Genomic DNA, 21498 nt, shown 5'->3' on the forward strand with positions numbered 1-21498 from the left:
GACGTGATACTCTGCGATAAGCCATGGGGAGCCGAGAATAGGCCTTGATCCATGGATCTCTGAATGGGGCAACCCACCTGATACTGTGTTATTTTAGCCGTCTAGGCGGCGACGAATAATGCAGTGAAACAGGTATTTCTAGACTGAATACATAGGTTTAGAAAAGCAAACCCGGGGAACTGAAACATCTAAGTACCCGGAGGAAAGGAAATCAATTGATACTCCCCTAGTAGCGGCGAGCGAACGGGGACCAGCCGAGCTGTGAGTGTGGTTAGAATGCGTTGGAATGCGCAACCAGAGTGGGTGACAGTCCCGTATAAGAAGCATGATCAGACGTATTAAGTAGGGCGGAACACGTGAAATTCTGTCTGAAGATCGGAGGACCACCTTCGAAGGCTAAGTACTCCTTACTGACCGATAGTGAACCAGTACCGTGAGGGAAAGGTGAAAAGCACCCCGACGAGGGGAGTGAAACAGTACCTGAAACCGAACGCCTACAATCAGTTGGAGCCCCCTTGCGGGGTGACAGCGTACCTTTTGTATAATGGGTCATCGACTTGGTCTCACAAGCAAGCTTAAGCCGTTAGGTGTAGGCGCAGCGAAAGCGAGTCTTAATAGGGCGATTGAGTTTGTGGGATCAGACCCGAAACCGAGTGATCTAGGCATGGCCAGGTTGAAGGTACGGTAACACGTACTGGAGGACCGAACCCACATCTGTTGAAAAAGATCGGGATGAGCTGTGCCTAGGGGTGAAAGGCCAATCAAACTCGGAGATAGCTGGTTCTCTGCGAAATCTATTTAGGTAGAGCGTCGACCGAATACCCTCGGGGGTAGAGCACTGGATGGGTAATGGGGCCCCACAGGCTTACTGATCCTAACCAAACTCCGAATACCGAGGAGTACTAGTCGGCAGACACACGGCGAATGCTAACGTCCGTCGTGAAGAGGGAAACAACCCTGACCTACAGCTAAGGCCCCTAATTCATGGCTAAGTGGGAAAGCAGGTGGGACGACCAAAACAACCAGGAGGTTGGCTTAGAAGCAGCCATCCTTTAAAGATAGCGTAACAGCTCACTGGTCTAAATAAGTTGTCCTGCGGCGAAGATGTAACGGGGCTCAAGCCATGAGCCGAAGCTTAGGATGCATTTATTGCATGGTAGCAGAGCGTAGTGTGACATAGTTCCATGTGTCCTTATCATCCTTCGGGGTGAGTTGGACACGCGGAGCTTTCTGTGAAGCGGGCCTGTGAGGGATCCCGTGGAGAGATCACTAGTGAGAATGATGACATGAGTAGCGACAAAGAGTGTGAGAGACACTCTCGCCGAAAGTCCAAGGGTTCCTGCTTAAAGCTAATCTGAGCAGGGTAAGCCGACCCCTAAGGCGAGGCCGAAAGGCGTAGTCGATGGGAACCAGGTTAATATTCCTGGGCCAGATGGAAGTGACGGATCATGAAGGTTGTTCATCCTTATCGGATTGGATGGGCCGCTAATTGGTTCCTGGAAATAGCTCCATCATAAGATCGTACCCTAAACCGACACAGGTGGACTGGTAGAGAATACCAAGGCGCTTGAGAGAACGATGTTGAAGGAACTCGGCAAAATACCTCCGTAAGTTCGCGAGAAGGAGGCCCGGTTCCTAGGCAACTAGGGGCTGGGGGCACAAACCAGGGGGTGGCGACTGTTTATTAAAAACACAGGGCTCTGCGAAGTCGCAAGACGACGTATAGGGTCTGACGCCTGCCCGGTGCCTGAAGGTTAAAAGGAGAGGTGAGAGCCTTGAATTGAAGCCCAGGTAAACGGCGGCCGTAACTATAACGGTCCTAAGGTAGCGAAATTCCTTGTCGGGTAAGTTCCGACCTGCACGAATGGCGTAACGACTTCCCCGCTGTCTCCAACATCGACTCAGCGAAATTGAATTACCTGTCAAGATGCAGGTTACCCGCGGTTAGACGGAAAGACCCCGTGCACCTTTACTACAACTTCACACTGGCATTAGGCCGAACATGTGCAGGATAGGTGGTGGGCTTTGAAGCAGGGACGCCAGTCCCTGTGGAGCCTCCCTTGAGATACCACCCTTGTTCTGCTTGATGTCTAACCGCGGTCCGTTATCCGGATCCGGGACCCTGTGTGGTGGGTAGTTTGACTGGGGCGGTCGCCTCCTAAATCGTAACGGAGGCGCGCGAAGGTTGGCTCAGAGCGGTCGGAAATCGCTCGTTGAGTGCAATGGCAGAAGCCAGCCTGACTGCGAGACTGACAAGTCGAGCAGAGTCGAAAGACGGCCATAGTGATCCGGTGGTCCCGAGTGGAAGGGCCATCGCTCAACGGATAAAAGGTACGCCGGGGATAACAGGCTGATACTGCCCAAGAGTCCATATCGACGGCAGTGTTTGGCACCTCGATGTCGGCTCATCTCATCCTGGGGCTGGAGCAGGTCCCAAGGGTACGGCTGTTCGCCGTTTAAAGAGGTACGTGAGCTGGGTTTAGAACGTCGTGAGACAGTTCGGTCCCTATCTTCCGTGGGTGTAGGATACTTGAGAGGAGTTGCCCCTAGTACGAGAGGACCGGGGTGAACGATCCACTGGTGGACCTGTTGTTGCGCCAGCAGCAGTGCAGGGTAGCTATGATCGGAAAGGATAACCGCTGAAGGCATCTAAGCGGGAAGCCCCCCTCAAAACAAGGTATCCCTGAGAGCCGAGGTAGACCACCTCGTCGATAGGCCAGAGATGTAAGCACAGTAATGTGTTCAGTTGACTGGTACTAATGGCTCGATAGGCTTGATTTGATCCAGTAACAGAGAGACTTGTCTCCCTGTCACGCATCAAAAGCATACACACACAATTAGCCGTACTCGGCTTGGACAACACACGCTGTTTGAAACCCCAAAACAGGGACCTCAAACAGCACATGGGGGATTTTATTTGGTTTGGTGATCATAGCGTAAGCAAAACACCCGGTCCCATCCCGAACCCGGCAGTTAAGTGCTACTGCGCCAATGGTACTGCGTCTTAAGACGTGGGAGAGTAGGTCATCGCCAAACCTAATAAGATCCCACAGTATCTCTCTATACGATAACATCAGCTCAAACAGAACGAACCGCGTGGGTACGCTCATTTTGAAAATACGCTGATAACGTGGTCTTACGGCAAAGCCCTTGAGCTTAAACCGGCTATCGGCGTCGGTGACCCGCTAAAGCGTGAGTGGTCGTAGGGGAACTGGAAGAAGCTGTACCGGCGCCCCCGAGAAGCAGTGTGAACCGTCCGCAAACATGGCGGTCGGGAACGATTTGCTAAGGGCACCCACCAAGGCCTATGCCAGAGATGATCGCTCGACTTCATGTCGGCTGCGGCTGAAGCCGGGAGCAGGCACCGTATACGGTGTGTGTTCAATGCCTTCAGCCCGGAAGGCCGAGCTGGGGTGTTGGATACCATTAATTGGAGCGCGTGTGGATAGGAAACTAGGGGCACCTCACCCCTCTCGGGATGCTGTCGCGCGTAACCCTTTAGGGTAGCCGGATGTTGGAGAGTCTCTTGCGGCACGAAGGCTTCATCGGCGAATGGCCGCATAGGGCGACTTGCATGAAGCGGGAGGGTGTCTTGGCCGAATACGTCGAAACCGGCACTTGACCCGAGGATCTGTCCTTTTTGCTGGGAATATGCGCATTGACACATCCGAACCAGGTCTTTGGGGCGATTTTTCAAGCCATCGAGTTCGTTCAGAACGCTTTTGCAGATCGAAAAACTTATGCAAAACGCATCGTTCTGAAGGTGAGCGACAAACGCCGGAAGCGGGCTTTCAGAGGTGGCCCGAGAAATCTGAACAGTTGAGCTAGGTGGATTTTCCGCTCCTGATCCGGCAGCGTGCCGGGACGAAAGAGCGAAGATGGCAAGACGCCCAAGACGGAACCACAGCCCTGCATTCAAGGCGAGAGTCGCGTTAGCGGCGTTGAAGGGCGATAAGACGATGAGCGAATTGGCAACGCAGTTCGATGTGCATCCCAACCAGATCAAGCAGTGGAAGGATCAGCTTCTCGACGGCGTGACAGATGTCTTTGATGACAAGCCGAAGGCGTCAAAAGAACCTGAGATCGATGTGAAATCGTTGCACGCGAAGATTGGCCAGTTGACGCTGGAGAATATTTTTTGGAAGGAGCGCTCGACAAGGCCGGTCTGTTGCCGAGCGCAAAGAAATGACGGATCGCGACCACAAGCTGAGCCTGGCCCGCCAGGCCGATCTGCTCGGGATCAGCCGGGGGAGCTTATACTATGAGCCGCGCCCGGTCGGCGCGGGCGATCTGAAGCTGATGCGTCGGATCGACGAGTTGCACATGGAGTATCCGTTCGCGGGCAGCCGCATGATGAAGGGTTTCTTGCGCCAGGAAGGCTTCACCGCCGGACGATTGCATGTGGCCACCTGCATGAAGCGCATGGGCATTCAGGCGCTCTATCGCAGGCCAAACACGTCGAAACCGGCACCGGGTCACAAGGTATATCCCTATCTGCTGAGAAAGCTGGCTGTGACCCGCCTGAACCAGGTTTGGGCCATGGATATCACCTACATCCCAATGGCGCGCGGATTCGTCTATCTGGTTGCCGTGCTGGACTGGTTCAGCCGAAAAGTCCTGGCCTGGCGACTATCGACAACGCTGGAAACCGGCCCGTGCATAGAAGCTCTGAAAGAGGCGATGCGCCACCATGGCAAGCCCGAGATCATGAACACGGATCAGGGCAGCCAGTTCACATCCATCGACTTTATCAAGACGCTGAAAGAGGCGGACATCCAGATCAGCATGGATGGCAAGGGCGCATGGCGGGACAACGTCTTCGTCGAACGTCTGTGGCGAACGATCAAATATGAGGAGGTCTATCTGCGCGCCTATGACAGCGTGTCGAAGGCTCGGGAAAGCCTGCGCCGATATCTGAAGTTCTACAACACGTGGAGACCGCATTCATCGCTGGACGGGAAAACACCCGATAAGGCATATCTCAACCCGTCGGCACCAATCCCGGGGGCGGCATAATCGAGCGGGAAATCCACCTACGGAGTGGCTCCAAACTGTTCAAACAAACCGAACCACCTCTCTGACACTTGCGAACGGAAGAATATCGGTGCGAAATTGACGCTGCCCGAGTGTGTTTGACAAGCAGCTAGCGCCGACCCCTGTTTCCGTCTGCTGGGTCGGTTTCGGGCAGAGCCTGCTTGGCGGAACGTTTGACGTGCTACACGAATTCGCAGGGACAAGAACAGCACGCCCGCCCCCAATCGTTTCCCCGATCAGAGTCAGCAAGAAAACCAATCGCACCTGTCAGGGGCACCACGGGCACATGATTGCGGGGAAATCTGGTGCTGCTGGAGAGAATCGAACTCTCGACCTCTCCCTTACCAAGGGAGTGCTCTACCTCTGAGCTACAGCAGCGCCGTGCGGGGTGATTAGCCCCTCTGATCCCGTCGCGCAAGCCTATTTTCCGAAGCAAACTGGACCCGGTATCGGCGCTGCGGTAGACACGTCCCATGACGCAGAAAGACACCGGTGAATCCGCAAACACAAGGTCCAAGCAATCGGCCGCTGCCGAGCGGGAGGCGCGGTTGAAACAGGCGCTCAAGGCCAATATGGGACGACGCAAGGCACAGGCGCGGGCGCGCGAGGCGCAGGGCGATACAGGTACGGTGCAGCAGGCACCCAAAAAGGAAGACTGAGCATGGACGAAATTCTGGTACGCGGTGGCGGCTCGCTGAGCGGGCAAATTCCGATCGCGGGCGCAAAGAACGCATGTTTGACACTGATGCCCGCCACTCTTTTGAGTGAAGAGCCGCTGACCCTGACCAACGCGCCGCGCCTGTCGGACATCCGTACGATGACGCAGCTTTTGCAGTCGCTGGGCGCCGAGGTGACCTCGCTGCAGGAGGGGCGCGTGCTGGCCATGTCGACCCATGGCGCGATCAATACCCGTGCAGAGTATGACATCGTGCGCAAGATGCGCGCCTCCAATCTGGTGTTGGGGCCACTTCTGGCGCGTGAGGGTTATGCCGAGGTTTCGCTGCCCGGGGGCTGTGCGATTGGCGCACGGCCGATGGACATCCATACCGATGGTCTGACCCTGATGGGGGCCGAGATTGATCTGCGCGACGGGTATCTTTACGCCAAGGCGGCGGGCGGGCGGCTCAAGGGGGCGGTGATCGACTTCCCCTTTGCCTCCGTCGGGGCGACCGAAAACATCATGATGGCAGCGACGCTGGCCAAGGGGACGACCATCATCAACAACGCCGCGCGCGAGCCGGAGATCGTGGATCTGGCGCGCTGCCTGCGCGCCATGGGTGCCCAGATCGAGGGTGATGGCACGTCGTCCATCACCATCCAGGGGGTTGACCGGCTGGGTGCCGCGACCCATCCCGTCGTGACGGACAGGATCGAATTGGGCACCTATATGCTGGCGCCCGCCATCTGTGGCGGAGAGGTGGAATGCCTCGGCGGCCGGATCGAGCTGGTGGGGGCCTTCTGCGAAAAGCTGGATGCGGCGGGAATCGACGTGACCGAAACGGAAAAGGGCCTGAAGGTACGCCGCCGCGAGGATCGCGTGCGCGCGGTGGATGTGACGACTGAACCCTTCCCCGGGTTTCCCACCGATTTGCAGGCGCAGATGATGGCGTTGATGTGCACGGCGACGGGCACCTCGACGCTTGAAGAAAAGATTTTCGAGAATCGTTTCATGCACGCGCCCGAGTTGATCCGAATGGGCGCCGACATCGACGTGCAAGGTGGCCGGGCCGTGGTGACCGGTGTTGATCAGCTCAAGGGCGCGCCGGTGATGGCGACGGATCTGCGCGCCTCGGTGTCGTTGATCCTGGCGGGCATGGCCGCGCGGGGAGAGACAAAGGTCTCGCGCGTGTACCATCTGGATCGTGGGTATGAGCACGTCGTGGCCAAGCTGCGCGGCGTGGGCGCCAACATCGAGAGGATCAAGGGCGCATGAGTGATGACGCACGGTTTGAAGACGGGGCAGAGGCGCCGCTGAACCTTGGCGCACTGGACGCCGAGGATCTGCAAATCCTGTCGTCGCTGGCACAGGACGCCGTGTTTCCGGCATCCGAAATGCGGTGGCTGCCGGGTGAGCGGCGCTTTGCGCTGCTGGTCAACCGGATGCGCTGGGAAGATGCAGGAACGGACCGCCATGCGCCGGAGCGGGTGCAATCCGTGCTGACGATCGAAAACGTGCAGGGGGTCGCGTCGCAAGGGGTCCCAAAGGGGGATGCCGACACGATCCTGTCGCTGCTCGCGGTCGCATTCAGCGAAACCGACGCGCCTTCGGGCCATGTTACGCTGACACTTGCCGGGGACGGCGCGATCCGCCTGAGCGTCGAGGCGTTGGAGGTGAACCTGCGCGACGTGACCAAGCCCTACGTGGCTCCTTCGGGCAAACGACCCCGGCATGACGTGTGAGATCCGCCGCCTCACCGGCGCGGATGTAGCCCTGTGGCGGGATCTGCGCCTCGAGGCGCTGCGAATTTTTCCCGCGAATTTCCTGACGACACTTGCGGAGGAAGAGAAACGCAGCGATGCCGACCGTGTCCGGATGCTGGAGGCGCGGCAGGTTTTCGGGCTTTTCCTCGAAGGGGCAGCGGCGGGAACGGCCGCGCTGGATCCCGAACCGGCCCCTGCCACCGCACACCGCGTGACACTCAATGCATTCTACGTGCGGCCTGCGTTTCACGGCGGACCGGGGGCGCGCGCGCTGTTGGCCCATGTGATACAGGTAGCCAGCGCGCAGGGCTTCGTTCAGCTTGAGCTGTGCGTGGCCGCTGACAACACCCGCGCGATCCGCTTTTACGAACGCGAAGGGTTCACGGTATGGGGGCGTCTGCCCCGTTCGGTGCGGCTGGTAGACAGCTATCAGGATGATCTGTTCATGCTGCGCCCCCTCGACGCAGCTGCGATGGCTTGAGCCTGCGCGCAAACCCCGCTACCTCCTGACGCAATCCCTGAAGGAGCCGACATGCCCGTTTTCCTCGATGCCACCGACCCTGAGTTCGAGCAGGGGTTCACCACGCTACTGGGCGCCAAGCGTGAGGACAGCCCCGATGTGGACGATACCGTTGCCGCGATCATCGCGGATGTGCGCGCGCGCGGGGATGCTGCGGTAATCGACTACACCGCGCGGTTCGACAGGATCACACCCGAAACGCTGGCGATTTCATCCGAGGAGATCGCCGCGGCGGTCGCGGCGGTACCGGCGGCGGAGCGCGCGGCGCTCGAGCAGGCGGCGGCGCGTATCCGCGCCTATCACGAACGCCAGCTGCCCGAAGACGCCGAATGGACCGACGCGGAGGGCGCAACGCTGGGGTGGCGGTGGACGGCTGTTTCTGCCGCCGGGCTCTACGTGCCCGGTGGGTTGGCAAGCTATCCTTCCTCGGTGCTGATGAACGCAATCCCGGCCAAGGTGGCGGGCGTGGGGCGGCTTGCGATGGTGGTGCCGACGCCGGATGGTGTGCTCAACCCGCTGGTATTGCTGGCCGCGCAAATCTCCGGTGTGGATGAAATCTACCGTATCGGTGGGGCGCAGGCAGTCGCAGCACTTGCCTACGGGACTGAGAGCATCGCGCCGGTCGACAAGATCACGGGCCCCGGCAACGCCTATGTCGCGGCAGCCAAACGGCGGGTGTTCGGCAAGGTCGGCATCGACATGATCGCGGGCCCCTCCGAGATCCTCGTGATTGCCGACGCCGAGAACGATCCCGATTGGATCGCGCTGGACCTGCTGAGCCAGGCCGAACACGACGAGAGCGCGCAGTCGATCCTGATCACCACCGATGCAGCATTCGGCAAGGCCGTGGCGCAGGCAGTGGATAAACGTCTCGAAACGCTGCAACGGCGCGCCATTGCGGGCGCAAGCTGGCGCGATTTTGGCGCGATCATCACGGTGCCGGATCTGACCACCGCCGCCGCACTGAGCGACCGGATTGCGCCCGAGCATCTGGAGCTGTGCGTGGCCGACCCAGACGCGCTGAGCGCGCGCATCACCCATGCCGGGGCGATCTTTCTCGGACAGTGGACGCCGGAAGCCATCGGCGATTACGTCGGTGGACCGAACCACGTGCTGCCGACGGCGCGATCGGCGCGGTTCTCCTCGGGGCTGTCGACGCTGGATTTCATGAAACGCACAACGCTTGCACGCATGACCCCCGCCGCCCTGCGCGCCATCGGGCCCGCCGCCGAAACGCTGGCCCAGTCCGAAAGCCTTGAGGCGCATGGCCTGTCCGTGACGGCGCGTCTGCGCACCCTCAACGACTAGCGCCGCGCTGCGGCATGCGGTAGACAGGTCATGAAATCCACCCCGGCCCGGAGCCGACACCATGACCCGCATTACCAACATCGTGCTCGATGATGCCAATCTGCCGCCGCCCACGCCCGAGATCGAGCAGGAGCGCCGCGTCGCCATGTTCGACCTGCTGGAGGACAACACATTTGTGCTGCCCACCCGCGAGGAGCGCAGCGCACCGCCCGGCCCCTATCATCTGGGCCTGTCGATCCGCGACAAGCGGCTGGTGTTCGACGTCGCCACCGAAGATGCGCAGAAGGCGGCGGAGTTCCACCTGTCGCTCGGCCCCTTCCGGCAGGTGGTGAAGGATTATTTCCAGATCTGCGAGTCGTATTTCGACGCGGTCAAGAAACTCCCCCCCGCGCAGATCGAGACGATCGACATGGCCCGTCGTGGCATCCACATGGAAGGCAGCCGGGTGTTGCAGGAGCGGCTTGAAGGCAAGGCAGAGATCGACATCGACACCGCGCGGCGCCTTTTCACTCTTATCTGCGTTTTGCATTTCGGGGGCTGAGGGGTGACGCAGGACCTGCCCGGATCGGTTCTGTTTTGTTGCGATCACAACGCCGTGCGCTCTCCGATGGCCGAGGGCATCATGAAAAAGCTCTACGGGATGGATACATACGTGCAATCCGTCGGCGTGAAGAATGACCTTGAAATCGACGGCTTCTCCATCGCCGTGTGCCAGGAAATGGACGTGGAGCTGTCGCGCCACCGCTCACGCAGTTTTGACGAGATGGAGCAATGGGGCGATGATCTGAGCTCCTTTGATCTGGTGATCGCACTTTCCCCCGCCTCGCAACGCCGCGCGCTGGAATTGACGCGGGTGTTTCATCTCGACGTGGAATATTGGCCGATCCTTGATCCCACAGGGCTGGGGGAGACGCGCGATGCCAAGCTGACGCAGTTCCGTGCGGCCCGCGACCAGATCATCGGGCGCATTACCGACCGCTTTGGCGCCCCGACCCAGCCGCAGATTTGAGAGCAGCCCATGATCGATGAAATCATACGTTATTTTGAGGCTTTCAACCGGGGCGATACGCAGGCCATGCTCGATTGCCTTGCCCCCGACGTGGCGCACCACGTGAACGAAGGACAGGTGCGCGTGGGAAAGGAGGCCTTTGCCGCCTTCTGTGCCCACATGACGCGCTGCTACCGGGAGGAGCTGACCGATCTGGTGATCTTTGAGGCGGAGGGCGGCACGCGGGCGGCGGCGGAATACACCATCAACGGTACATATCTCGCAACCGATGACGGTCTGCCGGAGGCGCGGGGCCAGACATACTGCCTGCCTGCCGGATCATTCTTCTCCCTTGCGGGCGGCAAGATCACGCGCGTGACGACCTACTACAACCTCGGGGACTGGACCGCGCAGGTCTCCGCGTGACGCTTGCGGTGCGGGTCTTGCACGGCGACGCGCTGGCCTCGGCGTTGCAGGATGTGGCGCGGCTGCGGATCGAGGTCTTTGCCGATTGGCCGTATCTCTACGACGGGGATCTTGCCTATGAGGCGCGGTATCTTGAGACCTACCGGCATGCGCGCGATGCGATCGTGGTGGGCGCCTTCGATGGAAAGCGTCTGGTCGGCGCCAGCACCGGCAGCCCGCTGACACAGCACGCCGATGACTTTGCCCGCGCGTTCAACGACACCGAGTTTGCGTTGGATGAGGTATTCTATTGTGCGGAAAGTGTGCTGTTGCCCGCGTACCGGGGTCAGGGCGTGGGGCACCGTTTCTTTGATCTGCGCGAAGCCCACGCGCGGGCGGCCGGGTTTGCCTATTGCGCGTTCTGTGCGGTGATCCGCGCGCAGGATCATCCGGCCCGCCCTGCGGACGCCCGCGCGCTCGATCCGTTCTGGCGCGCCCGCGGCTATGCGCCCCTGCCGGGTGTCATCGCGAAATTTGCGTGGAAGGATCACGAAGAGGCGCAAGAAAGCGCCAAGCCGCTACAATTCTGGATCCGCGCGCTCTAGCCGTTGCTGCAAATTGCGGCGGCGCTCTGCCCAAAGGCTTTCCACGTGGACCAGAACGCATTGTCAGACGCGCGGTCGGACTGCCGCCAGACCTGCAGTTTGTGCGGATCCTTGAAGGCTTTGACCCCGCGCCGTTGCTCCGCACTCGACAGCTCACGATCCGCGACCGCCTGAATGCAGCCACAACGCGCGTTGGTTGCGGCCCGGCGCCCCTCGGCGAGGCAGGCGCGCTGGATCGGGCCCGTCGCGTACAGCTGTGTCGGCGCCAGGGTCCCCCGCGTTGACAAGCTTGCGTTTCCGCCGCCGCAGGCGGCCAGTGTGGTCACCGCGACCAGCGCATATGCCATCGTTTTCATCAATCTGCCCTCGATCTGTCCGCGATTGGGGTTGGCCCCATTTGTGCGGCGCGTTTCTGCTCTGCTTCCAGTATGCCCGAATCCAGTGCCATCGGCAAATGTTGAAAACGGGGACATCGTGCCGCAGGGTGGGAGGACGACCCGCACGGGACCCCCTTCCGGGCCAGCGGGACCCGAGCGGCGTTCGCCACACAATCCTGCCCCTGTCGCCTGCGGCATCATCCCCATTGACCGCCCCCGCAAAGCCCATCATATCAGGGCCATGACACCGCTTTCACACATCCGCAATTTCTCGATCGTGGCCCACATCGACCACGGGAAATCCACCCTTGCCGATCGTCTCATCCAAGAGACGAACACGGTCAGCCTGCGCGAGATGAAAGAGCAAATGCTCGACAGTATGGATATCGAGCGCGAGCGCGGCATCACGATCAAGGCGCAGACCGTTCGGATCAATTACACCGCCAAGAACGGTGAGGATTACGTCCTCAACCTGATCGACACCCCCGGCCACGTCGATTTCGCCTATGAGGTCTCCCGCTCGATGCGCGCGGTCGAAGGCTCTTTGCTGGTGGTGGACAGCACCCAGGGCGTCGAGGCGCAGACGCTGGCCAACGTGTATCACGCCATCGACGCCGACCATGAGATCGTGCCGGTCCTGAACAAGATCGACCTGCCTGCCTCCGACTGTGACCGCGTGGCGGAGCAGATCGAGGATGTGATCGGCATCGACGCCTCCGGGGCCATTCGGGTGTCGGCCAAGACTGGCCAAGGCATCGTGGAGACGCTGGAGAGTATCGTGCACAACCTGCCCGCACCCAAGGGCACGCAGGATGCGCCGCTGAAGGCAATGCTGGTGGACAGCTGGTACGACAGCTACCTTGGTGTTATCGTTCTGGTGCGGATCATGGATGGTCAGCTGAAAAAGGGTGACCGGATCAAGATGCTGTCAAACGGATCGACACATCACGTCGACCGTATCGGTGTCTTCCGCCCCGCAATGACCGAGATCGACGTTCTTGGCCCCGGCGAAATCGGGTTTCTCACCGCGTCCATCAAGCAGGTGCGCGACACCCGCGTCGGTGATACGATCACGACCGAAAAAAAGGGCACCGAGGACGCGCTGCCGGGCTTCAAACCGTCGCAGCCGGTGGTTTTCTGTGGTCTCTTCCCCGTCGATTCAGCCGAATTCGAGGATCTGCGCGATGCCATCGAAAAGCTCGCGCTCAACGACGCAAGCTTCAGCTACGAGATGGAGACGTCAGCGGCGCTCGGCTTCGGCTTCCGCTGTGGTTTCCTGGGTCTGTTGCACCTGGAAGTGATCCGCGACCGGATCGAGCGGGAGTATGACATTGATCTGATCACCACCGCGCCCTCGGTGATTTATCACGTGCACATGCGCGACGGTGAGATGATCGAGCTGCACAACCCCGCAGACATGCCGGACCTGACGCTGGTCGATCACCTTGAAGAGCCGCGGATCAAGGCGACAATCCTCGTGCCCGACGATTACCTCGGTGACGTGCTGAAGCTGTGCCAGGACCGTCGCGGCATTCAGGAAGACCTCACCTACGCGGGCTCCCGCGCAATGGTGGTATACGATCTGCCGCTCAATGAAGTGGTGTTTGATTTCTACGACCGGCTGAAATCGGTGACGAAAGGCTATGCGTCGTTTGACTACCAGATGATCGGCTACCGCACGGATAATCTGGTCAAGATGAGCATCCTCGTGAACGATGAACCCGTCGATGCGCTGAGCACAATGGTGCACCGGGACCGCGCCGAGGGCCGGGGCCGTGCAATGGTCGAAAAGCTCAAGGATCTCATTCCCCGCCACATGTTCAAAATCCCGATCCAAGCGGCAATCGGCGGTAAGGTCATCGCGCGCGAGACGCTTTCAGCGATGCGCAAGGATGTGACGGCCAAATGCTACGGCGGGGATGCGACGCGCAAACGCAAGCTGCTGGACAAGCAGAAGGCCGGTAAAAAGAAGATGCGCCAGTTTGGGAAAGTGGACATTCCGCAGGAAGCGTTTATTTCGGCGCTGAAAATGGATGGCTGAGTGCTGCTCAGCCTGAAACGTTTGAAGGGCGGGCGGTAAGACCTCCACATGGGGGCTTGCGCGCGCGCGTGGTATTGGCCGACTGAAGGCGCGATTCAGAATTCGCAACTACGGCGGCGATATGAAAACCCATCGCGAAATAATCGAAAATTGCGGCGTATCGACGATGCGCGAGGCAATTAACGCAGGCACGCCGTCTGCGGCGTGTTCGCGCAGCATGAGAACACGTTTTCGCTGCTCCGCACGGGGAGGCCGCCGGGTCCACGGTCTCTCCCTGCAACCACCGGTTTGGCGGGCAGCCGCAAAAGCTACCCTTACTCCTTCAACGCCTCAATCCGCTCGCTTGCCTGTGCCTTCGTCAGCCCGTCTTGATACTCCTCCCCCTTTTGCTCGCAGAGCGTCTTGAGGTAGCTCGCTTGCGCACCGGTCATGGGCTCGTCCCCGGTAACCCAGTCTTCGGGGTCCTTGATGGCGTTATCCGTGGGGTTCTGTTTTGGGTCGGACATGGATGATCTCCTTTTGTTCACCCGACTAACCCGCAATGGCGCCAAGGGTTCCGTCAGATGACTCGTGCCACCTCCGCGCCGCCGTCCAGGAGTTCGGCAAGACACCGTTCCGCAAAATCCCAAACCTCCGGTGTGTGCACCAAATGATGTGTCAGCAGGCCAAGCGGTTCGGTGGCGTCTGCCTGTTTGGTCAGGCGCGCGCGCACCGTGGCCGTCAGCCGGGCGACGAGTGTGGTCTGATCCACCAAACCGCGGGTGCCGCGCCAGTCGATAGGATCGATGTGGGTGTTGATCTGTGTGATCCCGGGCGCGGGCGGGGATGTCTCGCGGGGGCCGTAGGTTGAGACCGCTGCATATCCCGCCGTTGCGATATCGGGCATCAACGATGGGGTGAGCCGGTTCCAAGGGGGCACAAACATCGGCATCGTGCGGGTGCCGAAGGCTGCGCGCAACGTGGCAAGCCCCGCTTCCAGTTCTTCCGGGGCTGCCGCACGCGGGTGACCGAACTCGGCTTTTTTCGCGCCCTCGGGTGCGTGATTGACATGGCGCCACCCGTGCACCACCGGGACCAGCGCGGGCGTGTCCGCAATGAATGGCGCAAGTGAGCCCTCAAGCGCACCGGGGATCACCGCGAGATGGACCGGCACGCGGAGCCGCACCGACAGCCGGGTCAGACGCTCAAGCGCGGGCGTTGCGGCAACGGCATCATCGTCGCGCCACCAGATCGGCAGCGCGCAGCCTTGCCTGCGCATCTCGCGCAGGGTGGCGCGCAGCGGGGACCAGACGCTCACCGCGCGGCTCGCATCTCATGCACGATCTCGGCCGTGCGCGTGGCGCCGTGCATCGTGTCGCGCACCGGGGTCGGGCGGGGCAGTGCCGTGACCTGCGCCAGCGCTGCCGTCAGACTGTCGGCACTCAGCGCGTCCCAATCAAGTGTGGTGATGCCACCGCGCACCGAGAGCGCATGCGCGCGGATCCCCTGTTCGACTTCGGCCCCCGGTCATAGGGGATGAACACCGCAGGCACCCCGGCCTGCAACACGTCAAGGGCGGTGTTGTAGCCGCACAGCGACACCGACGCGGCGGCGTGGGGCAGCATGGCGCGAAAGTCGGGTCGGGCGGTTTCGACGGTCACATTGGCGGGCGCGCGCCTTTGCCATTTCGTGATCTTGGCCGCATTCGCAGTGCCGCCCCCACCAGCAGGCGCCAGTTGCGGGAATCACCGTCGGCTGCGGCCAGCGCGGTTTCGTAAACCTCATCGCCCAGATCACCGCCACCCGCGCTCACCAGCACCTCGCCCGCCCCCAGACCCATCGGATGCGGCGTGGCCGCAGGCGGGGCGACAAAGCCCGTGTAGCGCAGGAAGGGGGCGAGCGTGTCGCTGACCGGCCAACTGAGATCGAGGGTCGTGAGCGCCGGGTCCGAATGCACCAGCACAGCATCGTAATAGTCGCGCACCGTCTCATCGGCGAAGGCGGCCTTGGAGGGTTTGCTGGGCGGTGCAAGGATATCGCGGATCGATCCGAGGATCAGCGGCGGCGTCTTTAGCGTGCGCGCGTGGCGCAGCAGGTCAAAGTATTCCTGCCGCAGGATGCGGCGACCGAAGGGAAAGAGTTCGGTCATCAGGACATCTGGCGCGAATGTGTCAAAGGCTTCGCGCAGGGCTACGGCCCGCTGCGCGAGATAGGCCGTGTCCGCGGGGCCATCCGGGGTCAGCAATTGGGTGAAGGCGGTGCCGTTGGATTGCACTGGTGGCAGCTGGATCAATTCTGAACCGCTGGTGTCGAAATGCGGCACCGGACCACCGCCGCTGACAACCTGAACGCGGTCGCCAGCAGCGGCAAAGGCGCGGCCAAGGTTCAGCGCGCGCGCCAGATGGCCGGTGCCAAGCAGATGGGTGACGACAATCATGATCTTCATTCGGGCCGATCCTCCAGCCGGGGCGTGTCGGGCAGGTGGCGCCAGCCCGCTGCGGTCCGTTCCAGCACGAACAGACGGTTGCGTTTAACGGCGAATGGGGCGGGGCCGCTGAAATCCCAGCCCGTGCCGTCAGCGAGCAGAACACGCATTACGCCGATATGGCACACCGCAAGTGTATCGCGCGTAAGCGCGTCGCGCCAGGCGAGCACCCGCGCGCGCACCTCGGCGGGGCTTTCGCCGCCGGGCGGGCGGTAGTGCCAGCTCCAATCCTCGATATCGCGATGATCGCAGGCCGGATCCGCGCGCAGGGCAGCGGCCTCGCGCCCTTCCCAGTCGCCCCAGTTCATCTCTGTCAGCGCGGCGACCGGGCGCGGAGCGCGGCCCGCGACAAGCATTGCGGTTTCGACCGCGCGCGACAGCGGGCTTGAGACAAGATCGGTGTCGGTCCAGGGCGCGGGTATCCGCAGCCTGGATAAATCCGCACGCGCCACCGCATCGAGCGGGATGTCGCTGCGGCCCTGCACGCGGCCCGCACGGTTCCACGCGGTATGGCCGTGGCGCAGAAGGGCAAGGCGGATCATGGCGATACCCCGAGATCGGACAGCCCCTGCGCCAATGTCGCGCTGGCGGCGGGGAGCAGGTGGTTCTTGGTGATCCATGCGCGGATTGCGTGCGGGTCAGGCGGGTGCGCCAGCGTGGCGCGCAAATGTGCAGCAAGGCCGTCCGCCCCGTCCTCCGGCGCCGGGTAATCGCCGGGATAGAGCACATCGCGCACCCCCGGACGGTCCTGCGCAATCACCGGCAGACCGTGGGCCTGTGCCTCCAGATAGGTCATGCCGAATGCCTCATCGACGCCGGGCCAGATCAGGGCGCGGGCGCGGGCATAGGTGTGGGACAGCGCATCCTTGTCCAGTCCGCCAAGCCAGTGCACGCGACCGTGCAAGGGGACCATCGCCCGCGCGACCGCGTCGCGTGCCGGACCGTCGCCCGCGATATCGAGATCGGGCGCGTCGGGCACCTTCTGCAGGGTCCGGGCAATCAATTCGTATGATGGAAGCTTGGCCGCCTCGCGCATCATGCCGACGGCCAGCAGGTTTTGGCCCTTGGCCAGCGGCGGCAGATCGCTGCGCGGCAGGAACGGCGGAAGGTGGATCAGGCGCTGCGTTGCGGGACCATAGGCGGCAAGGGCGTCACGGTCCCGGTGCGTGAGGTAGAAAACAGTGTCTGCCGCATCGCAGGCTGCTTCGGCGGCGCGCGCGAAACGGTCCCACGGGCCGCCAAGCCGTTTGCGGGCGCGGGTGGCCTCGATCAGCAAATAGGGAATGCCGAGCGCGCGGGCAACGGCCGCCCCCGGCAGATCGGGCGCCTTGTAATACGAATGATAGGTGATCCATGCCTGCCAACCGGCTTGCCGCCCGCGGCTGACGAGATCGGGCACAAGCGCCTCGGCCCGCGCCATCAGATCACGCTGCACCGCATCGTCGCCGCGCCCGTCGCGCACCCGTAGATCATGGGCGAGGGTCACGGTGGCTCCCGCAGTCTCAAACGCACGCATGAGGGCCCGCGCCATCGTGCGATCGCCCGAGGGGACCGGATGGGTCGGCGGCTTCATCGGGGCGTAGAAGGCCAGCCGCATCAGGCTGCCGTCAGCCCGCGCAACCGCTTGGCAAGGTGGCGGATGCCGGGCGCCATGGTGAACTCTGCGTGCAGCCGGGCGTGCGCGGCCTGCGCAAGCCGGGGGCCAAGCGCGGGATCGCGCGCGATGCGCGTCATGGCGTCGGCAAACGCCCGTGCGCTGTCTTCGGCCAACAGGCCGTGGGTGCCATCGGTGATGAACTCGGGTATGGCAGAGACCGGTGTGGCAAGGATCGGCAAGCGCTGGCTGGCCGCCTCCATCAATACGTTGGGCAGCCCGTCGCGGTCCCCGTCCGCCGCGATCCGTGAGGGCAGCACAAACAGGTCCGCCGCGCGCATGGCGGCGATGACTTCGGGCTGGTCACAGGCACCGCGCCAGGTGATGCGGTCGGCGACGCCCGCCGTCTCGGCCCGTGCGCGCAGCGAGCCATCCAGTGGGCCACCGCCGATATGCTCCCACGTCCAGGCCAGATCGGCGGGGAGCAATGCAAGCGCGTCGATAAGCGTGTCAAAGCCCTTTTTCTCGACCAACCGCCCGACAGACATCATCCGCAGCGGCGACCCGGCGTCGCGCATCGCGCGATCGGGGGCGTCGGGAAAGCGGCTGAGATCAAGCCCGTGATAGACCAGATCGACCCGGTCGCGCCGGTCGGCCAGCCCTTGCAAATACTCTGCGCCGAAGCCCGTGCAGGTCGCGCCGAACCCCGCGCCGAAACTGTCGGCGCTCAGCTTTTCGCGCAGCTCCCACCCGGGAGAGGTCCAGATATCCTTCGCGTGGGCCGAAAACGACCACGGTAGTCCGCGCAGGATTGCCGCGTAGCGGGCCACCGACGAAGGCGTGTGCAGGAAATGGGCGTAGAGCGCTTCCAGCTCCGGTCCCGCTTCATGGGCCAGCACGCACGCCTGCCCCCAACGGCGGCGGCGGTTGGGGGTGTCGTCACGCTCCACATCGCGGGCGTAGATTTCGGCGGCAGCATCAAATCCGGGCAGATCCAGTGCGGCGCCCATTGCGGTATGCACGCGGCGTGGCTCGTCGCGCAGGTATTCCGGCAGATAGCGCACCTCGGCACGCAGGCGGTCGTGCAGCGGATGCGTCTTTTTGTCGGTTGGATGACGCAAGGACCAGACGGTGAAATCTATCCCGGCCTCTTCGAGGGCGACAAGCTCCTGCGCGATGAAGGTCTCGCTGAGGCGCGGCCAGCCCTTGACGAGAAAGGCGAAGGGCGGATGGCTCATGCGGTGTCCTTTGACAGCAGGGCGGCGGCACGGGCGCGCACCACGTCAAGCCCGTCGAGCAGCCCGTCGGCGCCAGCCTCGGAGGGGCGGCGTTGGTTGGGTAGGCCCCGAATCGCGGCGATCATCGCGGCGGTCTCGTCGCCGACCTCTCCGGGGGCCAACATGCGCACCAGACCCAGCTCCTGCGCGCGGCTGGCGCGGATGTATTGCTCAAGCCGCGGAGAGGTGCGCGGCACGATCACCGCGCGTTTGTCGAAACTGAGCACTTCGCAGAAGGTGTTGTAGCCGCCCATGCACACGACCCCCTGCGCCCCGGCATACAGCGCCTCGATACGGCTTTCGAACCCGGTGGCGGTGACGCGCCCGTTCAGGGCCGCCACCCGCACGTCCAGAGCCTCACGCACCTCACCCGACAAAAACGGACCGTAGACAAGCAGGGCGTCGGGTTTGAGATCCGGATCGGCCTCGTAGGCGGAGAGCACCTGGCTGACCATCGCGGCCCCGTCGCCGCCGCCGCCGGGGGTGATGAGGATATACGGCGTTTCGGGCACGTCGTCGGCGGTGACGGTCGCACGGCGCAGATAGCCGGTATAGTGGATGCGCGCGCGGGTCTGCGCGGAAAAGGCGAGCCCCTCGGTTGGATCATAGACATTCTCAAGTCCGTAGACCCAGAACTCATCGTAGAAGGCTTCGGCCGCGCGTACGGCGCCCTTGCGTTCCCATTCGACAGCAAGCGTGGCCGGATCGTCAAGCACATCGCGCAGGCCCAGCACCACGCGGCACTGCGAATTCTCCTGCAGCCATTCGAGCGTGTGCAAAAGCTCTCCGCGAAATCCGGCGGGTTCTTTATCGACGATCAGCAGATTGGGTTGATACTGCTCGACCGCCGACTGGATCAGACCGGCGCGCAAGCGTGTGGTTTCCTCGATATCGAGGCCAAGGGTCGAGCTGATGTAGGAGCCATCGGGCAGTTTGGTCACACCGGGCAGGCGGATGTGATCGACCCGTTCGGGAAAGGTGAAACGCCCCGCGACGGGAGAGCCTGTCAGGATGATCGCCGACGCACCCTCGGTCCCTTCGGTGAGGGCCGCGGCCAGCGCGCGTGATCGTCGCAGATGGCCCAGGCCAAAGGTGTCGTGGCTGTAGAACATCACGCGCGGGGGGCGCGGCGTGCCGGGCTGGTCTTGCATAGTCACTCGCTTCGCATTCTACAGCCTCAGGTCGCCGCCTGATTTGCCGAGTATTCCCTTGATGTCATAGACCAACGCGCCCGGTTTGCCAAAGCCCCGGATCGCCTCCGGCCCAAGTTCGGTGAACGCGCTATGGCCGACGGCCACGATGATGGCGTCATAGGCGTCCTGTTCGAGTGTTTCGGTCGCGGTCAGCCCGTGCGTATCCCGCAGGGTTTCGACCCCGACCCATGGGTCGTGCACTACGGGGGTCACGCCGTATTCGGCCAGCTCCGCCACGATGTCGGCCACGCGGGTATTGCGCGTATCTGCACAGTTTTCCTTGAACGTGTAGCCCAGGATCAGCACCCGCGCGCCGCGCACGGGCGTGTCGCGCGCGAGCATCGTCTTGACCAGCTTTTGGGCGATATGCGCGCCCATATGATCGTTGATGCGGCGCCCGGCGAGGATTACCTCGGGGTGATAGCCCAGCTGCGCCGCGCGATACGTCAGATAATAGGGATCAACCCCGATGCAGTGCCCGCCAACGAGGCCCGGCTTGAACGGCAGAAAGTTCCATTTGGTCCCCGCCGCCTCCAGCACGTCCAGCGTATCGAGGCCCAGCCGGTCAAAGATAAGTGCGAATTCATTGACCAGCGCGATGTTGAGGTCGCGCTGCGTGTTCTCGATCACCTTGGCCGCCTCGGCCGTGGCGATGGAGGGCGCGCTGTGCAGCCCGGCCTTGACCACCGGCGCATAGATCGCCTTGACCCTTGCAAGCGTTTCGTCGTCCTGCGCGGCAATGATCTTGATCACGTTTTCCAGCGAATGTTCGGCGTCGCCGGGGTTCACCCGCTCGGGGCTGTAGGCGAGCTTGATCTCGCGGCCCGGTATCAGGCCGCTGCCCGCTGCCAGCGCGGGGCCGCAGACGTCTTCGGTCACGCCGGGGTAGACGGTGCTTTCGAGGATCACCAGATTGCCGGGCGTGAGGTGCGGCGCAATCGACGCGCAAGCGCCCAGGATCGGACCCAGATCGGGCGCTTTGGCATCGGTGATCGGGGTCGGGACAGCGATGATGTAGACCTCTGCCGCCGCGAGGTCCGCGCTGTCGTGGCTGAACCGCGCGCGCGTGTCGACGACACGGGCATCCGCAATTTCGCCACTGGGATCGTGCCCGGCGCGCAGCGCGTCGATTACGGGCGCGTGGATATCAAAGCCGGTGACATCGAAACCGGCGCGGGCCAACGCCAGCGTCAGCGGCAGGCCAACGTAGCCCTGGCCAAGCACGGCAATGGGGGGCAGGGGGGCGGCTGTGGTCATCGTGTCATCCCTTC

21 protein-coding genes, 1 tRNA gene and 2 rRNA genes (1 of these 24 running past the window's edge) are annotated in these 21498 nt (G+C 62.4%); 13 read left to right on the top strand and 11 right to left on the bottom strand.

Features of this window, described 5'->3' with window-relative positions; genetic code table 11:
- The 3 genes from KDD17_RS00895 to KDD17_RS00910 all read left to right on the top strand — a co-directional run.
- Window positions 1-2781: ribosomal RNA gene (locus KDD17_RS00895) — 23S ribosomal RNA — on the top strand; it begins 55 nt to the left of the window's first position.
- 140 nt (window positions 2782-2921) lie between these two features.
- A 5S ribosomal RNA gene (rrf, locus tag KDD17_RS00905) occupies window positions 2922-3036 on the top strand.
- 842 nt (window positions 3037-3878) lie between these two features.
- Window positions 3879-5016 (top strand): IS3 family transposase gene (locus KDD17_RS00910; RefSeq protein WP_212704860.1). Its coding sequence is split into 2 segments (ribosomal slippage): window positions 3879-4135 and window positions 4134-5016, totalling 1140 coding nucleotides; the frame shifts between segments, so codons are not numbered across the junction.
- A gap of 321 nt (window positions 5017-5337) precedes the next feature.
- Here KDD17_RS00910 and KDD17_RS00915 read toward each other — a convergent pair.
- Window positions 5338-5412 (bottom strand) — tRNA-Thr (locus KDD17_RS00915).
- A gap of 95 nt (window positions 5413-5507) precedes the next feature.
- Between KDD17_RS00915 and KDD17_RS00920 the strand changes: the two genes are divergently transcribed.
- The 9 genes from KDD17_RS00920 to KDD17_RS00960 all read left to right on the top strand — a co-directional run bounded on the left by KDD17_RS00920 (window position 5508) and on the right by KDD17_RS00960 (window position 11281).
- The gene (locus KDD17_RS00920) at window positions 5508-5693 is read left to right on the top strand and encodes a hypothetical protein (protein ID WP_212704861.1); all 186 of its coding nucleotides are present in this window, start codon (window positions 5508-5510) and stop codon (window positions 5691-5693) included.
- 2 nt (window positions 5694-5695) lie between these two features.
- Window positions 5696-6967, top strand: coding sequence for a UDP-N-acetylglucosamine 1-carboxyvinyltransferase (gene murA, locus KDD17_RS00925; RefSeq protein WP_212704862.1), 1272 nt, complete (start codon window positions 5696-5698; stop codon window positions 6965-6967).
- Entirely contained in the window at window positions 6964-7434 is a 471-nt protein-coding gene (locus KDD17_RS00930; protein WP_212704863.1) for a DUF2948 family protein, read from the top strand. Before murA ends, KDD17_RS00930 begins: the two co-directional genes overlap by 4 nt.
- Window positions 7424-7936: a GNAT family N-acetyltransferase gene (locus KDD17_RS00935; RefSeq protein ID WP_212704864.1), complete on the top strand. Its 513-nt coding sequence runs from the start codon at window positions 7424-7426 to the stop codon at window positions 7934-7936. Before KDD17_RS00930 ends, KDD17_RS00935 begins: the two co-directional genes overlap by 11 nt.
- A gap of 51 nt (window positions 7937-7987) precedes the next feature.
- Complete coding sequence (gene hisD, locus KDD17_RS00940; RefSeq protein ID WP_212704865.1) at window positions 7988-9283, top strand: histidinol dehydrogenase; 1296 nt, start codon at window positions 7988-7990, stop codon at window positions 9281-9283.
- 61 nt (window positions 9284-9344) lie between these two features.
- Window positions 9345-9824, top strand: coding sequence for a UPF0262 family protein (locus KDD17_RS00945; RefSeq protein ID WP_212704866.1), 480 nt, complete (start codon window positions 9345-9347; stop codon window positions 9822-9824).
- Between the two features lie 3 nt (window positions 9825-9827).
- The gene (locus KDD17_RS00950; RefSeq protein WP_212704867.1) at window positions 9828-10292 is read left to right on the top strand and encodes an arsenate-mycothiol transferase ArsC; all 465 of its coding nucleotides are present in this window, start codon (window positions 9828-9830) and stop codon (window positions 10290-10292) included.
- Window positions 10293-10301: 9 nt separating this feature from the next.
- Entirely contained in the window at window positions 10302-10697 is a 396-nt protein-coding gene (locus KDD17_RS00955; protein ID WP_212704868.1) for a ketosteroid isomerase-related protein, read from the top strand.
- Window positions 10694-11281 (top strand): GNAT family N-acetyltransferase, encoded by a 588-nt coding sequence (locus KDD17_RS00960; RefSeq protein WP_212704869.1) that lies wholly within the window; start codon window positions 10694-10696, stop codon window positions 11279-11281. The genes KDD17_RS00955 and KDD17_RS00960 overlap by 4 nt, the downstream gene beginning before the upstream one ends.
- Here the strand turns inward: KDD17_RS00960 and KDD17_RS00965 are convergent.
- On the bottom strand, window positions 11278-11637 hold the full coding sequence (locus tag KDD17_RS00965) for a hypothetical protein (protein ID WP_254796841.1): 360 nt from the start codon (window positions 11635-11637) through the stop codon (window positions 11278-11280). The two genes, KDD17_RS00960 and KDD17_RS00965, sit on opposite strands and share 4 nt — an antisense overlap.
- A gap of 262 nt (window positions 11638-11899) precedes the next feature.
- On the opposite strand from KDD17_RS00965, the gene lepA reads away from it, so the two are divergent.
- The gene (gene lepA, locus KDD17_RS00970) at window positions 11900-13699 is read left to right on the top strand and encodes a translation elongation factor 4 (protein ID WP_212704870.1); all 1800 of its coding nucleotides are present in this window, start codon (window positions 11900-11902) and stop codon (window positions 13697-13699) included.
- A gap of 314 nt (window positions 13700-14013) precedes the next feature.
- Here lepA and KDD17_RS00975 read toward each other — a convergent pair whose 3' ends face one another.
- The 9 genes from KDD17_RS00975 to KDD17_RS01010 form a co-directional block, all read right to left on the bottom strand.
- Window positions 14014-14205, bottom strand: a complete 192-nt coding sequence (locus KDD17_RS00975; RefSeq protein WP_212704871.1) for a DUF3072 domain-containing protein — start codon at window positions 14203-14205, stop codon at window positions 14014-14016.
- Window positions 14206-14258: 53 nt separating this feature from the next.
- Window positions 14259-14996, bottom strand: a complete 738-nt coding sequence (locus tag KDD17_RS00980; protein WP_212704872.1) for a polysaccharide deacetylase family protein — start codon at window positions 14994-14996, stop codon at window positions 14259-14261.
- Window positions 14993-15160 carry a hypothetical protein gene (locus KDD17_RS18660; RefSeq protein WP_254796842.1) on the bottom strand — a complete coding sequence of 56 codons (168 nt, stop codon included), beginning with the start codon at window positions 15158-15160 and terminating at the stop codon, window positions 14993-14995. Before KDD17_RS18660 ends, KDD17_RS00980 begins: the two co-directional genes overlap by 4 nt.
- 175 nt (window positions 15161-15335) lie before the next feature.
- On the bottom strand, window positions 15336-16124 hold the full coding sequence (locus KDD17_RS00985; RefSeq protein ID WP_254796843.1) for a glycosyltransferase family protein: 789 nt from the start codon (window positions 16122-16124) through the stop codon (window positions 15336-15338).
- A complete protein-coding gene (locus tag KDD17_RS00990; protein ID WP_212704873.1) occupies window positions 16121-16705 on the bottom strand; it encodes a histidine phosphatase family protein in 585 nt (194 codons plus the stop codon). Before KDD17_RS00990 ends, KDD17_RS00985 begins: the two co-directional genes overlap by 4 nt.
- Complete coding sequence (locus tag KDD17_RS00995; RefSeq protein WP_254796844.1) at window positions 16702-17760, bottom strand: glycosyltransferase family 4 protein; 1059 nt, start codon at window positions 17758-17760, stop codon at window positions 16702-16704. The genes KDD17_RS00990 and KDD17_RS00995 overlap by 4 nt, the downstream gene beginning before the upstream one ends.
- Window positions 17760-18995 carry a glycosyltransferase family 4 protein gene (locus tag KDD17_RS01000; protein WP_212704874.1) on the bottom strand — a complete coding sequence of 412 codons (1236 nt, stop codon included), beginning with the start codon at window positions 18993-18995 and terminating at the stop codon, window positions 17760-17762. Before KDD17_RS01000 ends, KDD17_RS00995 begins: the two co-directional genes overlap by 1 nt.
- Window positions 18992-20185, bottom strand: coding sequence for a glycosyltransferase family protein (locus KDD17_RS01005; RefSeq protein WP_212704875.1), 1194 nt, complete (start codon window positions 20183-20185; stop codon window positions 18992-18994). The genes KDD17_RS01000 and KDD17_RS01005 overlap by 4 nt, the downstream gene beginning before the upstream one ends.
- 18 nt (window positions 20186-20203) lie before the next feature.
- The gene (locus KDD17_RS01010; protein WP_212704876.1) at window positions 20204-21484 is read right to left on the bottom strand and encodes a nucleotide sugar dehydrogenase; all 1281 of its coding nucleotides are present in this window, start codon (window positions 21482-21484) and stop codon (window positions 20204-20206) included.
- Between the last annotated feature and the right edge of the window lie 14 nt (window positions 21485-21498).

This window comes from Sulfitobacter albidus, assembly GCF_018200035.1.
Classification (GTDB): Bacteria; Pseudomonadota; Alphaproteobacteria; order Rhodobacterales; family Rhodobacteraceae; genus Sulfitobacter; species Sulfitobacter albidus.

Excerpts from the sequence above, each read along its gene's own strand:
- KDD17_RS01000 (WP_212704874.1), bottom strand. The coding sequence starts at position 18,995 with ATGAGCCATCCGCCCTTCGCCTTTCTCGTCAAGGGCTGGCCGCGCCTC.
- KDD17_RS00965 (WP_254796841.1), bottom strand. The coding sequence starts at position 11,637 with ATGAAAACGATGGCATATGCGCTGGTCGCGGTGACCACACTGGCCGCC.
- KDD17_RS00920 (WP_212704861.1), top strand. The coding sequence starts at position 5,508 with ATGACGCAGAAAGACACCGGTGAATCCGCAAACACAAGGTCCAAGCAA.
- KDD17_RS00935 (WP_212704864.1), top strand. The coding sequence starts at position 7,424 with ATGACGTGTGAGATCCGCCGCCTCACCGGCGCGGATGTAGCCCTGTGG.
- KDD17_RS00985 (WP_254796843.1), bottom strand. The coding sequence starts at position 16,124 with ATGAAGATCATGATTGTCGTCACCCATCTGCTTGGCACCGGCCATCTG.
- KDD17_RS00945 (WP_212704866.1), top strand. The coding sequence starts at position 9,345 with ATGACCCGCATTACCAACATCGTGCTCGATGATGCCAATCTGCCGCCG.
- KDD17_RS00930 (WP_212704863.1), top strand. The coding sequence starts at position 6,964 with ATGAGTGATGACGCACGGTTTGAAGACGGGGCAGAGGCGCCGCTGAAC.
- KDD17_RS00995 (WP_254796844.1), bottom strand. The coding sequence starts at position 17,760 with ATGCGGCTGGCCTTCTACGCCCCGATGAAGCCGCCGACCCATCCGGTC.
- KDD17_RS00955 (WP_212704868.1), top strand. The coding sequence starts at position 10,302 with ATGATCGATGAAATCATACGTTATTTTGAGGCTTTCAACCGGGGCGAT.
- KDD17_RS01005 (WP_212704875.1), bottom strand. The coding sequence starts at position 20,185 with ATGCAAGACCAGCCCGGCACGCCGCGCCCCCCGCGCGTGATGTTCTAC.
- lepA (WP_212704870.1), top strand. The coding sequence starts at position 11,900 with ATGACACCGCTTTCACACATCCGCAATTTCTCGATCGTGGCCCACATC.
- hisD (WP_212704865.1), top strand. The coding sequence starts at position 7,988 with ATGCCCGTTTTCCTCGATGCCACCGACCCTGAGTTCGAGCAGGGGTTC.
- KDD17_RS00990 (WP_212704873.1), bottom strand. The coding sequence starts at position 16,705 with ATGATCCGCCTTGCCCTTCTGCGCCACGGCCATACCGCGTGGAACCGT.
- KDD17_RS00975 (WP_212704871.1), bottom strand. The coding sequence starts at position 14,205 with ATGTCCGACCCAAAACAGAACCCCACGGATAACGCCATCAAGGACCCC.
- KDD17_RS01010 (WP_212704876.1), bottom strand. The coding sequence starts at position 21,484 with ATGACCACAGCCGCCCCCCTGCCCCCCATTGCCGTGCTTGGCCAGGGC.
- murA (WP_212704862.1), top strand. The coding sequence starts at position 5,696 with ATGGACGAAATTCTGGTACGCGGTGGCGGCTCGCTGAGCGGGCAAATT.